Annotated in this window: 13 protein-coding genes; 12 read left to right on the top strand and 1 reads right to left on the bottom strand. The window is 60.6% G+C overall.

Annotated features, from left to right (window positions below; translation table 11 throughout):
- The first annotated feature begins 38 nt into the window (after positions 1-38).
- The 9 genes from ACIQV9_RS25580 (at position 39) to trpE (ending at position 10047) form a co-directional block, all read left to right on the top strand.
- Positions 39-668, top strand: coding sequence for a response regulator transcription factor (locus ACIQV9_RS25580; protein WP_003210977.1), 630 nt, complete (start codon positions 39-41; stop codon positions 666-668).
- A gap of 327 nt (positions 669-995) precedes the next feature.
- On the top strand, positions 996-2120 hold the full coding sequence (locus ACIQV9_RS25585) for an ABC transporter ATP-binding protein (RefSeq protein WP_403107450.1): 1125 nt from the start codon (positions 996-998) through the stop codon (positions 2118-2120).
- A 49-nt stretch (positions 2121-2169) separates the two neighbouring features.
- Entirely contained in the window at positions 2170-3213 is a 1044-nt protein-coding gene (locus tag ACIQV9_RS25590; RefSeq protein WP_109635303.1) for an ABC transporter substrate-binding protein, read from the top strand.
- Between the two features lie 204 nt (positions 3214-3417).
- Positions 3418-4665 (top strand): ABC transporter permease, encoded by a 1248-nt coding sequence (locus ACIQV9_RS25595; protein WP_095127227.1) that lies wholly within the window; start codon positions 3418-3420, stop codon positions 4663-4665.
- 12 nt (positions 4666-4677) lie between these two features.
- Complete coding sequence (locus ACIQV9_RS25600) at positions 4678-5502, top strand: ABC transporter permease (protein WP_403107452.1); 825 nt, start codon at positions 4678-4680, stop codon at positions 5500-5502.
- Positions 5503-5739: 237 nt separating this feature from the next.
- A complete protein-coding gene (locus tag ACIQV9_RS25605; RefSeq protein ID WP_403107454.1) occupies positions 5740-6888 on the top strand; it encodes an iron-containing alcohol dehydrogenase in 1149 nt (382 codons plus the stop codon).
- A gap of 116 nt (positions 6889-7004) precedes the next feature.
- On the top strand, positions 7005-7679 hold the full coding sequence (gene rpe / locus ACIQV9_RS25610; protein ID WP_008035979.1) for a ribulose-phosphate 3-epimerase: 675 nt from the start codon (positions 7005-7007) through the stop codon (positions 7677-7679).
- A complete protein-coding gene (locus tag ACIQV9_RS25615; protein ID WP_403107456.1) occupies positions 7676-8494 on the top strand; it encodes a phosphoglycolate phosphatase in 819 nt (272 codons plus the stop codon). The genes rpe and ACIQV9_RS25615 overlap by 4 nt, the downstream gene beginning before the upstream one ends.
- 71 nt (positions 8495-8565) lie before the next feature.
- Positions 8566-10047 carry an anthranilate synthase component I gene (trpE, locus tag ACIQV9_RS25620; protein ID WP_192409285.1) on the top strand — a complete coding sequence of 494 codons (1482 nt, stop codon included), beginning with the start codon at positions 8566-8568 and terminating at the stop codon, positions 10045-10047.
- Positions 10048-10243: 196 nt separating this feature from the next.
- On the opposite strand, the gene estP is transcribed toward trpE, so the two are convergent.
- Positions 10244-12154 (bottom strand): esterase EstP, encoded by a 1911-nt coding sequence (gene estP, locus ACIQV9_RS25625; RefSeq protein WP_403107458.1) that lies wholly within the window; start codon positions 12152-12154, stop codon positions 10244-10246.
- Positions 12155-12559: 405 nt separating this feature from the next.
- On the opposite strand from estP, the gene ACIQV9_RS25630 reads away from it, so the two are divergent.
- From ACIQV9_RS25630 to trpC, 3 genes are read left to right on the top strand one after another with little or no spacing between them, the layout of a single operon-like run.
- Positions 12560-13153 carry an aminodeoxychorismate/anthranilate synthase component II gene (locus tag ACIQV9_RS25630; protein ID WP_403107460.1) on the top strand — a complete coding sequence of 198 codons (594 nt, stop codon included), beginning with the start codon at positions 12560-12562 and terminating at the stop codon, positions 13151-13153.
- 9 nt (positions 13154-13162) lie between these two features.
- The gene (gene trpD, locus ACIQV9_RS25635; RefSeq protein WP_403107461.1) at positions 13163-14212 is read left to right on the top strand and encodes an anthranilate phosphoribosyltransferase; all 1050 of its coding nucleotides are present in this window, start codon (positions 13163-13165) and stop codon (positions 14210-14212) included.
- Positions 14209-15045: an indole-3-glycerol phosphate synthase TrpC gene (gene trpC, locus ACIQV9_RS25640; RefSeq protein ID WP_403107462.1), complete on the top strand. Its 837-nt coding sequence runs from the start codon at positions 14209-14211 to the stop codon at positions 15043-15045. The genes trpD and trpC overlap by 4 nt, the downstream gene beginning before the upstream one ends.
- Positions 15046-15078: the final 33 nt, after the last annotated feature.

The following is a 15078-nucleotide window of genomic DNA, read 5'->3' on the forward strand; positions in this document are numbered from 1 at the left end:
GGCTTGCCCGCGAAAGGTTCTTGAACCTGGAGAAGAACGTGATCCGTGTACTGGTAGCCGAAGACCACACCATCGTCCGTGAAGGCATCAAGCAATTGATTGGCCTGGCCAAGGACTTGCTGGTGGTGGGGGAGGCGAGCAATGGCGAGCAGTTGCTCGAAACCTTGCGGCATGTGCCCTGCGAAGTGGTGTTGCTGGACATCTCCATGCCCGGCGTCAATGGCCTGGAAGCGATTCCACGGATTCGTGCGTTGAACAATCCGCCGGCCATCCTGGTGTTGTCGATGCACGACGAAGCGCAAATGGCCGCCCGGGCGTTGAAGGTCGGCGCGGCGGGCTACGCGACCAAGGATAGCGATCCGGCGCTGCTGCTGACGGCGATCCGCAAGGTCGCGGCGGGCGGGCGCTACATCGACCCGGACCTGGCCGACCGCATGGTCTTCGAAGTCGGCCTGACCGATTCGCGGCCGTTGCACTCGTTGCTGTCCGAGCGCGAATTCTCGGTGTTCGAACGCCTGGCCCAGGGCGCCAACGTCAACGACATCGCCCAGCAACTGGCCCTGAGCAGCAAAACCATCAGCACCCACAAGGCGCGGCTGATGCAGAAACTCAACATCACCTCCCTGGCGGAGCTGGTGAAGTACGCGATGGAACACAAGCTCCTCTAGGGTCCACCGCAAACCCTGTAGGAGCGAGGCTTGCCCGCGAAGCCTTTAGCGCCAGTGAGGGCGCCTTCGCGGGCAAGCCTCGCTCCTACGGGAATCTCGTCGTCATATCCATTTGCGACATTCCTCCAACATCGCTTTTGCCCGGTTTCGCGGCTTGCAGCTTGAAACTCGCCACTGCCCCTATCCATCCCCGCCATCCGTGTAGGGCAATCCCTACCCCCAACCTTCCATCCCGCTGAGGCCATTCTCTCCTGCGCCCCGATTTGCGTGGTCGGCAGCGTCCACTAGGCTTAGTCCACAGCAGTCATCAACAAAAAAGGTGTGGGTATGAGCCAGGTCGATTCAAACGCAGGGGCCAGTGACATTCTGGTCAGCTTTCGTGGAGTGCAAAAAAGCTACGACGGCGAGAACCTGATCGTCAAAGACCTCAACCTGGAGATTCGCAAAGGCGAGTTCCTCACCTTGCTCGGGCCGTCCGGCTCCGGCAAGACCACCAGCCTGATGATGCTCGCCGGTTTTGAAACTCCGACCGCAGGTGAAATCCAGCTGAACGGGCGCTCCATCAACAACGTGCCGCCGCACAAGCGCGACATCGGCATGGTGTTCCAGAACTACGCATTGTTCCCGCACATGACCGTCGCTGAGAACCTGGCGTTTCCGCTGACCGTGCGCGGTTTGAACAAGAGCGACGTCAACGACAAGGTCAAAAAAGTCCTGAGCATGGTCCAGCTCGACGCCTTCGCCCAACGCTATCCGGCACAACTGTCCGGCGGTCAGCAACAGCGTGTGGCCCTGGCCCGCGCCTTGGTGTTCGAACCGCAACTGGTGCTGATGGACGAGCCCCTCGGCGCACTGGACAAACAACTGCGCGAACACATGCAGATGGAAATCAAGCACCTGCACCAACGCCTCGGCGTGACCGTGGTCTACGTGACGCACGACCAGGGTGAAGCCCTGACCATGTCCGACCGCGTGGCAGTGTTCCACCAGGGCGAGATCCAGCAGATCGCTGCGCCGCGCACCCTCTATGAAGAGCCGAAAAACACCTTCGTGGCCAATTTCATCGGCGAGAACAACCGCCTCAACGGCCGCTTGCACAGTCAGACCGGCGACCGTTGCATCGTTGAGCTCGGACGCGGTGAAAAAGTTGAAGCGCTGGCGGTCAATGTCGGCAAGACCGGCGAACCCGTCACACTGTCGATTCGCCCGGAACGCGTAAGCCTCAATGGCTCCAGCGAGTCCTGCGTCAACCGCTTCTCAGGGCGGGTGGCGGAATTCATCTATCTGGGCGACCACGTCCGGGTTCGCCTGGAAGTCTGCGGCAAGACCGATTTCTTTGTGAAACAACCGATTGCCGAGCTCGATCCCGCGCTCGCCGTCGGCGATGTAGTACCGCTTGGCTGGCAGGTCGAACACGTTCGCGCGCTCGACCCACTTCTAGAGGCGCATTGATCGCCCCCTGCTTCAACAACACCAACCCTGCACGTGGAGAGAACAATAAATGTTGAGATCCCTGAAATTCACCGCTTTGGTCATGGGCATGATCGGTGCGGCACACGCGATGGCGGCGGGCCCGGACCTGACCGTGGTGTCCTTTGGCGGGGCGAACAAGGCGGCGCAGGCCAAAGCCTTCTACGCCCCGTGGGAAGCGGCAGGCAACGGCAAGATCGTGGCGGGCGAATACAACGGCGAGATGGCCAAGGTCAAAGCCATGGTCGACACAAAGAGCGTGTCCTGGGACCTGGTGGAAGTTGAGTCGCCAGAACTGTCTCGCGGTTGCGACGAAGACATGTTCGAGCAACTTGATCCTGCGCTGTTCGGCAAATCCGAAGATTACGTCAAGGGCGCTATCCAGCCCTGCGGCGTAGGTTTCTTCGTGTGGTCGACCGTGTTGGCCTACAACGCTGACAAGCTGGCCTCGGCACCGACCAGTTGGGTGGATTTCTGGGACACCAAGAAATTCCCGGGCAAGCGCGGCCTGCGCAAAGGCGCCAAGTACACCCTGGAATTCGCACTGATGGCCGACGGCGTTGCGCCGAAAGACGTCTACAAAGTGCTGGCCGGCAAGGACGGTCAGGACCGTGCGTTCAAGAAACTTGATGAGCTCAAGCCAAGCATTCAGTGGTGGGAAGCCGGCGCACAACCGCCGCAATACCTCGCCTCCGGTGACGTGGTCATGAGCTCGGCCTACAACGGCCGGATCGCCGCCGTGCAGAAAGAAAGCAACCTGAAAGTGGTGTGGAACGGCGGTATCTACGACTTCGACGCATGGGCGATTCCGAAAGGTCTGGACGCCAAGCGCGCCGAAGCGGCGAAGAAATTCATCGCGTTCTCGGTGGCTCCGCAGCAGCAGAAGACCTACTCGGAAAACATCGCTTACGGCCCGGCCAACATTCAAGCCGTACCGTTGTTGTCCAAGGATGTCCTGAAAGACATGCCGACCACCCCGGAAAACATCGCCAACCAGGTGCAGATCGACGTCAGCTTCTGGGCTGACAACGGCGAGCAACTGGAGCAGCGCTTCAATTCCTGGGCTGCCAAGTAAGCACGACCCTGTGGGCCTGCCCCCTGTAGGAGCGAGGCTTGCCCGCGAAGACGTCAGCACATTCAACATCAATGTTGACTGACACGCCGCCTTCGCGGGCAAGCCTCGCTCCTACAGGGGTGATGTGTAGTTATCAAGAACAGAGGTGGCCTTGCGGTTACGGAATGCCGCCTCTGTAACGATCAAAGATTTCCGGAGTACGCCATGGCCACCGCCATTCCCCTGAACGCGGGCACTGACCCCACCTTGAAGCAGCGGCTCAAGCACGCCGAGCGGATCAACCGCTGGAAGGCCCAGGCCTTGATCGCGCCCCTGGTGCTGTTTCTGTTGCTGGTGTTCCTGGTGCCGATCGTGGCGCTGCTCTACAAAAGCGTTGGTAACCCTGAAGTGGTCGGCGGCATGCCGCGCACTGTGGCGGCCATCGCCAGTTGGGACGGCCGCGGCTTGCCCGCAGAACCGGTGTACAAGGCGGCGAGCGAAGACCTCGCTGAAGCCCGCAAGAATCAGACCCTGGGCGACCTGTCCAAGCGCTTGAACATGGAGTTGGCCGGCTACCGCAGCCTGCTGACCAAAACCGCCCGCGCCTTGCCGTTCGCCACTGAACCGGCTTCTTATAAAGAAGCGCTGGAAGGCCTCGACGAACGCTGGGGCGACCCGGCCTATTGGCAAGCGGTGCGCCGCAACACCAGCAACATCACGCCGTACTACTTGCTGGCGGCCGTCGATCACCGCATCGACGACCTCGGTGAAATCGCCCCGGCCACTCCTGACCAGGCGATCTACCTCGACATCTTCGCTCGCACGTTCTGGATGGGCCTGATCATCACCGTGATCTGCCTGTTGCTGGCGTATCCGTTGGCTTACTTGCTGGCGAACCTGCCGTCACGCCAAAGCAACCTGCTGATGATTCTGGTGCTGCTGCCGTTCTGGACGTCGATTCTGGTACGGGTTGCCGCGTGGATCGTGTTGCTGCAATCGGGCGGGCTGATCAACAGCGGCCTGATGGCGATGGGCATCATCGATAAACCACTGGAGCTGGTGTTCAACCGCACGGGCGTTTACATCTCGATGGTGCACATCCTGCTGCCGTTCATGATCCTGCCGATCTACAGCGTGATGAAAGGCATCTCGCCAACTTACATGCGCGCCGCGATTTCCCTCGGCTGCCACCCGTTCGCCAGTTTCTGGCGGGTGTATTTCCCGCAGACCTATGCCGGTGTCGGCGCCGGTTGCCTGTTGGTGTTCATCCTCGCCATCGGCTACTACATCACCCCGGCGTTGCTGGGTAGCCCGAACGATCAGATGGTCAGCTACTTCGTCGCCTTCTACACCAACACCAGCATCAACTGGGGCATGGCGACCGCACTCGGTGGGCTGCTGCTGTTGGCGACCGTGGTGCTTTACCTGATTTACAGCTGGCTGGTGGGCGCCAGTCGCCTGCGCTTGAGCTAAGGGGAGAATGAAATGCTGAGTCCTTATATGTCGCCCATCGAACGGGCGTGGTTCTACAGCTTGCGGATTCTCTGCGGCTTGATTCTGTTGTTCCTGATTCTGCCGGTGTTGGTGATCATTCCGCTGTCGTTCAACTCAGGCAGTTTCCTCGTGTATCCGTTGCAAGGCTTCTCGCTGCACTGGTATCAGGACTTCTTCGCCTCGGCGGAATGGATGCGGGCATTGAAGAACAGCATCATCGTTGCCCCGGCGGCAACGGTGCTGGCGATGATCTTCGGGACGCTGGCGGCAATCGGCCTGACGCGGGGGGATTTTCCGGGCAAGGCGCTGGTCATGGCCCTGGTGATTTCGCCGATGGTGGTGCCGGTGGTGATCATCGGTGTGGCCAGCTATCTGTTCTTTGCACCGCTGGGCCTGGGCAACAGCTTTTTTTCGCTGATCGTGGTGCATGCGGTGTTGGGCGTGCCGTTTGTGATCATTACCGTGTCGGCGACCTTGCAGGGGTTCAACCATAACCTGGTGCGCGCCGCTGCCAGTCTGGGGGCCTCGCCGCTGACGGCGTTCCGCCGGGTGACGTTGCCGCTGATTGCGCCGGGTGTGATCTCGGGTGCGCTGTTTGCCTTCGCGACGTCGTTCGATGAAGTGGTGGTGACCCTGTTCCTCGCCGGTCCCGAACAAGCGACCTTGCCTCGGCAGATGTTCAGCGGTATCCGCGAAAACCTCAGCCCGACGATTGCTGCTGCAGCAACCCTGCTGATCGCCTTCTCGGTGATCCTGTTACTGACCCTGGAGTGGCTTCGCGGCCGCAGCGAGAAACTGCGCACCGCCCAGGTCTGACAGGCTTTTTGATCGTTCCCACGCTCTGCGTGGGAATGCCTCACTGGACGCTCCGCGTCCGCTCTTGGGACGCAGAGCGTCCCTGGCTGCATTCCCATGCGGAGCGTGGGAACGATCGGCAACAAGGATTTGAGGTGTTTTCGGGATGTTCAGTCATTCACAACCTGAATAGCAGACAAACCCCAATCCCCAGCTACTATTGTGCCCAGCTCCCCTATTTATAAGAGGCTGCGCACGATGAGTCTTTCCTCTTTCAAAATTGCTCACAAACTGATCACCGGCGCAGGTGCCATCGAGCAGCTGGCCGCCGAACTCACTCGCCTGGATGTCGACAACCCGCTGATCGTCACCGACGCGGCGCTGGTCAAGTCCGGCACGGTCGAGCTGGCGCTGGCGCAGTTGGGCGATCGGACCTACGAGATCTTCGACCGTGTGCTGCCAGACCCGGAAATCGCCATCGTCGAAGACTGCATGCGGGTTTATCGCGAGGGCGGGCATGACGGTCTGATCGGACTCGGCGGCGGCAGCGCCATCGACATCGCCAAAAGCGTCGCGGCCTACGCCGGTTACCACGGTGCGCTGGAGGATTTGTTCGGCGTCGACCAGGTGCCGCGCAAAGGCCCGCCGCTGATCGCCATCCCGACCACGGCTGGCACCGGTTCGGAGGTGACCAATGTGGCGATCCTCTCCGACAAGGTCGCGCAGCTGAAGAAGGGAATCGTCAGCGACTATCTATTGCCGGATGTGGCGCTGGTCAGCCCGCAAATGACCCTGACCTGCCCACGCAGCGTCACCGCCGCCAGCGGTGTCGACGCGCTGGTGCACGCCATCGAATCCTATTTGTCGGTCAACGCCTCGCCGATCACCGACGCCCTGGCCATTGGCTCCATCAAGCTGATCGCCAAAGCGCTGCCCAAGGCCTACGCCAATCCTTCCAACCTGCAAGCCCGCGAAGACATGGCCACCGCCAGCCTGATGGCCGGCATGGCTTTCGGTAACGCCGGGGTCGGCGCGGTGCATGCGCTGGCGTATCCGCTGGGCGGGCGTTTCAACATTGCTCATGGCGTCAGCAACGCCTTGCTGCTGCCGTATGTCATGACCTGGAACAAGATGGCCTGCGTCGAGCGCATGCAGGATATTGCCGAGGCCATGGGGGTGAAGACTGCCCACCTGAGCGCCAACGAAGCGGCGGACAAAGCCGTAGAGGCCATGACCGCATTGTGTGCTGCGGTAGAAATCCCGTCGGGCCTGCGCAGCTTCGGTGTTCCGGAGGATGCGATCCCGGCCATGGCCGTGGAAGCCGCGGGGATCGAGCGCCTGATGCGCAACAATCCGCGTAGGTTGAGTGCGGTTGATATCGAGAAGATCTACCGAGCGGCGTTCTAGAGCCTGCGGCCACTTATTGATCGAAGGCAGGCCCAATCATCGCGGTCACAGTGCGCGCGTCAAAGCATGAGGTATACAATGCGCGCCATCGTGATTCTGCTCAAAAAAGGTGCGTCATGCAGCCCTTCGTCATTGCTCCGTCGATTCTCTCCGCTGACTTCGCCCGCCTGGGTGAGGAAGTGGACAACGTCCTGGCCGCCGGCGCCGACTTCGTGCACTTCGATGTCATGGACAACCACTACGTGCCGAACCTGACCATCGGCCCGATGGTCTGCGCCGCGCTGCGCAAATACGGCGTGACCGCGCCGATCGACGCTCACCTGATGGTCAGCCCGGTGGACCGCATCGTTGGTGACTTCATCGAGGCCGGCGCGACCTACATCACGTTCCACCCGGAAGCCACGCAGCACGTCGATCGCTCCCTGCAACTGATCCGCGAAGGCGGCTGCAAGTCGGGCCTGGTGTTCAACCCGGCAACGCCGCTGGACGTGCTCAAGTACGTGATGGACAAGGTCGACATGATCCTGCTGATGAGCGTCAACCCAGGCTTCGGCGGGCAGAAGTTCATCCCCGGCACCCTCGACAAGCTGCGTGAAGCGCGGGCGCTGATCGATGCTTCCGGGCGTGACATCCGCCTGGAAATCGACGGCGGCGTCAACGTGAACAACATTCGTGAAATCGCCGCGGCTGGCGCCGACACCTTCGTCGCCGGTTCGGCGATTTTCAATGCGCCGAACTACCAAGAGGTGATTGAAAAGATGCGTTCCGAACTGGCGTTGGCTCGTCCATGAGTGGCTTTGAGCAGCTGTTCCCGGGGCGTCTGCCGCGGCTGGTGATGTTCGATCTGGATGGCACGCTGGTCGATTCGGTCCCCGACCTCGCTGTGGCCGTGGATAACATGCTGCTCAAACTGGGGCGCGAACCCGCCGGCCTCGATTCGGTGCGTGAGTGGGTCGGCAATGGCGCGCCGGTGCTGGTTCGCCGTGCGCTGGCCGGTGGCATCGACCATTCGACGGTCGACGACGGCGAAGCCGAGGGCGCGCTGGAGATTTTCATGGAGGCTTACAGCGAGAGCCATGATCTGACCGTGGTCTATCCCGGCGTGCGTGACACCCTGAAATGGCTGCACAAGCAGGGCGTCGAGATGGCACTGATCACCAACAAGCCGGAGCGCTTCGTCGCGCCGCTGCTGGACCAGATGAAAATTGGCCGCTACTTCAAATGGATCATCGGCGGCGACACTCTGCCGCAGAAGAAGCCTGACCCGGCCGCGCTGTTTTTCGTGATGAAAATGGCCAACATCCCGGCCTCGCAATCGCTGTTTGTCGGCGATTCGCGCAGCGATGTACTGGCGGCGAAGGCGGCGGGGGTCAAGTGCGTGGCCCTCAGCTACGGCTACAATCATGGCCGGCCGATTTCGGAAGAGTCACCGGCGCTGGTGATCGACGATCTGCGCAAGCTAATTCCCGGTTGCCTGGATCCGGCCGCTGAGATAACGTTGCCCGACGTTGCTCAACCCCCTTCTGGAAACGCCATCGTGGTGGTCACTCGCAAACTCTGGATGAAAGTCATCAAGGCCCTGGCCCGCTGGCGTTGGCGCGCCTGACTCGATTCTGGCCGGCTTTCCGGCGCGTTTGCATACCTGACTGTTAGCACCTCAAGCCACGAGGCTACCCCATGATCCGCGAAGAATTCCTGCGTTTGGCCGCTGCCGGCTATAACCGTATCCCGTTGGCCTGCGAAACCCTGGCCGACTTCGACACGCCGCTGTCGATCTACCTGAAGCTTGCCGACGAGCCGAATTCCTACCTGCTGGAATCGGTGCAGGGCGGGGAGAAGTGGGGTCGTTATTCGATCATTGGCTTGCCGTGCCGCACGGTGTTGCGGGTTCACGACCATCACGTCAGCGTGACCCACGACGGCATCGAGATCGAAAGCCACGAAGCCGAAGATCCGTTGGCCTTCGTTGAAGCATTCAAAGCCCGCTACAACGTGCCGACCATTCCCGGCCTGCCGCGCTTCAATGGCGGTCTGGTGGGTTACTTCGGTTACGACTGCGTGCGCTATGTGGAGAAGCGTCTGGGCAAGTGCCCGAACCCGGATCCGCTGGGCGTGCCGGACATTCTGCTGATGGTCTCCGACGCGGTTGTGGTGTTCGACAACCTCGCCGGCAAGATGCACGCGATTGTGCTGGCCGATCCGTCGCAGGACGATGCGTTCGAGCAAGGTCAGGCACGTCTGGAAGAGCTGCTGGAGAAACTCCGTCAGCCGATCACCCCGCGTCGCGGCCTGGATTTCAGCAAGCAACAGTCGGCTGATCCGGTGTTCCGTTCGAGTTTCACCCAGGACGATTACGAAAAAGCCGTCGACACCATCAAGGAATACATCCTGGCCGGTGACTGCATGCAGGTCGTGCCGTCCCAGCGCATGTCGATCGACTTCAAGGCTGCGCCGATCGATCTGTACCGGGCGCTGCGCTGCTTCAACCCGACGCCTTATATGTACTTCTTCAACTTCGGCGACTTCCACGTCGTCGGCAGTTCGCCGGAAGTGCTGGTGCGGGTCGAAGACAACCTGATCACCGTGCGCCCGATCGCTGGCACTCGCCCACGCGGGGCCAACGAAGAGGCCGATCTGGCGCTGGAAAAAGACTTGCTGTCGGACGACAAGGAAATCGCCGAGCACTTGATGTTGATCGACCTCGGTCGCAACGACACGGGCCGGGTCTCGGAAATCGGTTCGGTGAAGCTGACCGAGAAGATGGTCATCGAGCGTTATTCCAACGTGATGCACATCGTCTCCAACGTCACGGGCCAATTGAAGGCTGGGTTGACGGCGATGGACGCACTGCGGGCGATTCTGCCGGCGGGTACCTTGTCTGGAGCTCCGAAGATTCGTGCGATGGAAATCATCGACGAACTGGAGCCGGTCAAGCGTGGTGTCTATGGCGGGGCGGTGGGCTACTTCGCCTGGAACGGCAACATGGACACCGCGATTGCGATCCGCACTGCAGTGATCAAGAACGGCGAACTGCACGTGCAGGCCGGTGGCGGCATCGTCGCCGACTCGGTGCCAGCGTTGGAATGGGAAGAAACCCTGAACAAACGTCGCGCCATGTTCCGCGCCGTGGCCCTGGCCGAACAAACACCGGACGCCTGAGTTCACACAAGCCTTTGTGGCGAGGGGGCTTGCCCCCGTTGGGGCGCGAAGCGGCCCTTGGTTCTTCAGGTCCACCAAGTCACATGGATTTGCGACTGCTTCGCAGCCGAACGGGGGCAAGCCCCCTCGCCACAATGTGCATTCAGCATAAAAAAACGCGGCGCCTGCGAGGGCGCCGCGTTTTTTTGCCTGATGTTTAGAAGTCCAGCGCAACGCCTATGTTAATGCCCTGCTGGGTAAAGTCATCATCCTTGCGAATGTCATAACTGGCCCGCAAAGCCAGGTCCTTGGTGAGGTTGTGGCTCACGCCCAGGTTCAAGCGGTTCAGGTTGGTCTGCGGGGTGTAGCCGGCCAGGGTGTAGCGGTTGTTCGGCAGGCTGTTGAGGTTCATGGTCACGTCCTGGGTATCGTCGTTGTACTCACGCTCATGAGCCAGTTCGCCGAACACCTGGGTCTGCGAGGTGAACTGATACTTACCCTGGAGGCCGATGCCAAGACGCCGGGAAATGCGTGATTGATCGTCGAATGTCAGCGCGGTGGAGTCGGCGCCGTTCTCCGAGTAACCGTCGACTTCAACTTTGGCGAAATCAGCGCTCACGAATGGCGACAGGTGCCACGGGCTGCTCGCCAGCGGCGCGATGTCGTACCCTACGCGACCGCTGAAAGCCACCAGGTAGCCGTCGGTATCGCCTTTCTCCCCGCGTTCATTGACCCCCAACTGGAATTTGCGTTTGAGGCTGTCGTAGTCCAGATGCCCGGCCGTCACTGCCGCGTCACCCCACCAGCGATTCTGCTGATACTGGGCGAACGCAGTACCCATGTAGGTGTTCAGCTTGTAGTCCGAGTCGTTGTCGCCGGCTTCGAGCTTCTGGTTGTAGAAGCCCGCCGCCAAACCTACGCGCCATGCGTCGTTGAGCCGGTAGCTGCCACCGATGTTCAGGTTGGCGCCATTGCCGTCAGCACTGGCGCCACTGCGCTGGCTGTCGAAGTCCTGATGCTGGCCACCACCGGCGACAATCGCCCGCCATTGACCCACGCCTTGCCAGTTTTCCCAATCGGCCAGCCATTGGTTGCGCAACTCATCCTGATGAGAACGCAAAGTACCCTGGGCCATTTGGGGCAACAGGGTTGCTTCCCATGGCGCGGCCAGCAGCGAGTAAGCGTAATCGGCAATCAGACGTTGCCCGGCTTCGGTCGGGTGCACCGAGTCGTTGTAGATAAGCTTGGTCGGGTCCGGCGTCGCACTGTTGATGCCGTAACGGGCGTTTTCGGTGCAGCTGCTGCCGCTGAAGCAGGTGGCGCTCAGGTTCTGATCGGTGGCCAGGCCGAACTGCGCCGGGTTGGCAAACGTCTCTTTGAGCAGCACCGGAATGTTGAGCGGTATGACGTTGGCATTGACGTTTTGCAGTTGGCTCACCAGTTCGGTGTTGAACTGAGAACTGAGCTGTGACGTGAACGCTTGCAGCGGGGTGCCGTTGAAGGCTGGGGTGAAGCCGATGTCTGGCAGCAACCAGACCATGATGTAGCGGGCACCGGCCTGTTGCAGGGTTTGCACGCTGCTGACCAGGCGATCGGCCGCGGCGCTGGCCTGAGGCAGGCTGGTCACGCGACCTTGCAGGAAGTCGTTGCCACCGCCCGACAGGTAATACAGCGCGTTCGGGTCAGCGCGGAAGTTGTTCGAAGGCAGGTAGCCGGCGCGGGTGCGCTCGCCCGTGGCAGAGGTGCTGGTGATCGAATCGAGAATCTGGTCGGTGCGATAACCGCCGACGGCCCAGTTGTTGCCATCGGGCTGGCCATTGTTGGCGCGAACCGCCGAGGAAGATGAGGCTGTCTGATCCGCCGAGAACCCTAGTTTCCCCCCCAGGATCTGCGTGGAGTTGAGCGAGCGAACTTCACCGCTGCCATCCAGATAAACCGGCCCCGTGCGGTTGGTAAAGCGCTCAGTTGAGCCGGCCGGCCCACCCGTGTCGGCAAAAGTCCCGGCATCGTTGAGACTGTCGCCGAAGACCACGAAATTGGAGTAAGGATTAGGCGCGGCGATCGCCTGGGCGCAAGCCGCGGCGAGCAAGCATCCTGCGAGCGGTACAAACAACGTCTGTTTGATCATGAGCAAGTCCGTTTATTTATTGTTGTAGTGAACGAAACGACAGTACCAAAAACTTCCGGCCTTTTGCCATCGGTCGCGAACCCTTCAATTGTTTCGGGGCCAGTCGCCCCGGCCATATTGCACGCTCTGCCCAGCTAAGTTACTGTGCCGAGACGTATGAATGAGACCTTCCCCGTGTTGATCATCAGCAAACTTCTGGATCAAGTCATCAAGGCACACGCCCGCTGGCGTTGGCGCGCCTGAATTCTTTTGCCGGCCCCGCCGGACCTGTACCGCTTTGCCTTCTTCACCCGTATGACATACCGCTTTGCTGGCGCACCCGGCGACTGACAAAGCGCAGGACGCTGCGGGTAATCATCTGAAGGCTGTATTTAAAGTCAGTGAATTCAAGAGGTTACAAACGCCATGTTGCTGATGATCGATAACTACGACTCTTTTACCTACAACGTTGTGCAATACCTCGGCGAGCTCGGCTCCCAGGTCAAAGTCGTGCGCAACGATGAACTTACCGTTGCCGACATCGAAGCCCTCAACCCTGAGCGCATCGTGGTGTCCCCCGGTCCTTGCACCCCGACTGAAGCCGGTATCTCGCTCGACGTGATCAAGCATTTCGCCGGCAAACTGCCGATTCTCGGCGTCTGCCTCGGCCACCAGTCCATCGGCCAAGCCTTTGGCGGTGATGTGGTCCGCGCCCGGCAAGTCATGCACGGTAAGACTAGCCCGGTATTTCACGAGGACAAGGGCGTGTTCGAAGGCCTGAATCGTCCGCTGACGGTGACGCGCTATCACTCGCTGATCGTCAAGCGCGAAACCTTGCCGGATTGCCTGGAAGTGACTGCATGGACCCAGCTCGAAGACGGTTCGGTCGACGAGATCATGGGCCTGCGCCACAAGACATTGAACATCGAGGGTGTGCAGTTCCACCCCGAGTCTATCCTCACCGAGCAGGGCCACGAGCTGTTCGCTAACTTCCTCAAACAAACCGGCGGCACGCGCTAAGGACTTTTCATGAATATCAAGACAGCCCTGAGCCGTATCGTCGACCACCTCGACCTCAGCACCGATGAAATGCGCGATGTAATGCGCGAAATCATGACCGGGCAATGCTCGGATGCGCAGATCGGCGCGTTCATGATGGCCATGCGCATGAAGAGCGAAAGCATCGACGAGATCGTTGGCGCGGTGTCGGTCATGCGCGAGCTGGCGGACAAGGTCGAACTCAAGACCCTCGACGGTGTAGTCGATGTGGTCGGCACCGGCGGTGATGGTGCGAACATCTTCAACGTTTCGACCGCTTCCTCCTTCGTGGTGGCAGCAGCCGGTTGCACCGTGGCCAAGCACGGTAACCGTGCGGTGTCGGGCAAAAGCGGCAGCGCTGACTTGCTGGAGGCGGCCGGGATCTACCTGAACCTGACGCCAGTCCAGGTGGCGCGCTGCATCGACAACGTCGGTATCGGTTTCATGTTTGCCCAGACCCATCACCGAGCCATGAAGTACGCCGCTGGCCCGCGCAAGGATCTTGGCCTGCGTACCCTGTTCAATATGCTCGGCCCGCTTACGAATCCGGCCGGCGTGAAACATCAGGTGGTGGGCGTGTTCAGCCAGGCGTTGTGCCGGCCATTGGCCGAAGTCTTGCAGCGCCTGGGCAGCAAGCACGTGCTGGTGGTGCACTCGAAGGATGGCCTGGACGAATTCAGCCTGGCAGCGCCAACTTATGTGGCCGAACTGAAGAATGACCAGATCACCGAATATTGGGTCGAGCCAGAAGACCTGGGCATGAAGAGCCAGAGCCTGCACGGCCTGGCAGTGGAAAGTCCGGCGGCGTCCCTTGAGCTGATTCGCGATGCCTTGGGCAAGCGCAAGACCGAAAGCGGCCAAAAAGCCGCCGAGATGATCGTGCTCAATGCTGGTGCGGCGCTGTACGCCGCTGACCTGGCAACCAGTTTGAAAGAAGGCGTTGCCCTGGCGCACGATGCGCTGCACACAGGCCTCGCTCGGGAAAAACTTGAGGAGTTGGGTGCATTTACCGCGGTATTCAAAGTGGAGAATGAGGGATGAGTGTACCGACGGTTCTGGAAAACATTCTGGCCCGCAAAGTCCAGGAAGTTGCCGAGCGTAGCGCCCGTGTGAGTCTGGCGGAGCTGGAAAGTCTGGCCAAGGCGGCCGATGCACCCCGTGGTTTTGCCCAGGCATTGATTGCTCAGGCCAAGCTGAAACAGCCGGCCGTCATTGCCGAAATCAAGAAAGCCTCGCCGAGCAAAGGCGTGATCCGCGAACACTTCGTTCCCGCCGACATCGCCAAAAGCTACGAGAAGGGCGGCGCGACCTGCTTGTCGGTGCTGACCGATATCGATTACTTCCAGGGCGCCGATGCGTATCTTCAGCAGGCGCGGGCGGCGTGCAACCTGCCGGTGATCCGCAAGGATTTCATGATCGACCCGTACCAGATCATAGAAGCCCGTGCCTTGGGCGCTGACTGCGTGCTGTTGATCGTCTCGGCGCTGGACGACGTGAAAATGGCCGAGCTGGCGGCCGTGGCCAAAAGCGTCGGCCTTGATGTGCTGGTGGAAGTTCATGATGGCGACGAGCTGGAGCGGGCCTTGAAAACCCTCGACACGCCGCTGGTCGGCGTCAACAACCGCAACCTGCACACCTTCGACGTCAGCCTGGAAACCACGCTCGACCTGTTGCCACGTATCCCGCGTGATCGCCTGGTAATCACTGAGAGCGGCATTCTCAACCGGGCGGATGTGGAACTGATGGAAATCAGTGACGTGTACGCGTTCCTGGTGGGCGAGGCATTCATGCGCGCCGAAAGCCCGGGCACCGAATTGCAGCGCCTGTTCTTTCCTGAGCGCGGCGGCCCGGTCAGCGGTTCTACGCTCGACTGAATACTTTTTCGCAGGCAACCCGATCCCCTGTGG

Origin of the sequence: Pseudomonas sp. NPDC099000, from assembly GCF_044759925.1 — a bacterium.
In the GTDB taxonomy this organism is placed as follows: Bacteria; Pseudomonadota; Gammaproteobacteria; order Pseudomonadales; family Pseudomonadaceae; genus Aquipseudomonas.

Coding starts and splice junctions, on each gene's coding strand:
- ACIQV9_RS25585 (WP_403107450.1), top strand. CDS start 996: ATGAGCCAGGTCGATTCAAACGCAGGGGCCAGTGACATTCTGGTCAGC.
- rpe (WP_008035979.1), top strand. CDS start 7,005: ATGCAGCCCTTCGTCATTGCTCCGTCGATTCTCTCCGCTGACTTCGCC.
- ACIQV9_RS25595 (WP_095127227.1), top strand. CDS start 3,418: ATGGCCACCGCCATTCCCCTGAACGCGGGCACTGACCCCACCTTGAAG.
- estP (WP_403107458.1), bottom strand. CDS start 12,154: ATGATCAAACAGACGTTGTTTGTACCGCTCGCAGGATGCTTGCTCGCC.
- trpD (WP_403107461.1), top strand. CDS start 13,163: ATGAATATCAAGACAGCCCTGAGCCGTATCGTCGACCACCTCGACCTC.
- trpC (WP_403107462.1), top strand. CDS start 14,209: ATGAGTGTACCGACGGTTCTGGAAAACATTCTGGCCCGCAAAGTCCAG.
- ACIQV9_RS25605 (WP_403107454.1), top strand. CDS start 5,740: ATGAGTCTTTCCTCTTTCAAAATTGCTCACAAACTGATCACCGGCGCA.
- ACIQV9_RS25615 (WP_403107456.1), top strand. CDS start 7,676: ATGAGTGGCTTTGAGCAGCTGTTCCCGGGGCGTCTGCCGCGGCTGGTG.
- ACIQV9_RS25630 (WP_403107460.1), top strand. CDS start 12,560: ATGTTGCTGATGATCGATAACTACGACTCTTTTACCTACAACGTTGTG.
- trpE (WP_192409285.1), top strand. CDS start 8,566: ATGATCCGCGAAGAATTCCTGCGTTTGGCCGCTGCCGGCTATAACCGT.
- ACIQV9_RS25600 (WP_403107452.1), top strand. CDS start 4,678: ATGCTGAGTCCTTATATGTCGCCCATCGAACGGGCGTGGTTCTACAGC.
- ACIQV9_RS25590 (WP_109635303.1), top strand. CDS start 2,170: ATGTTGAGATCCCTGAAATTCACCGCTTTGGTCATGGGCATGATCGGT.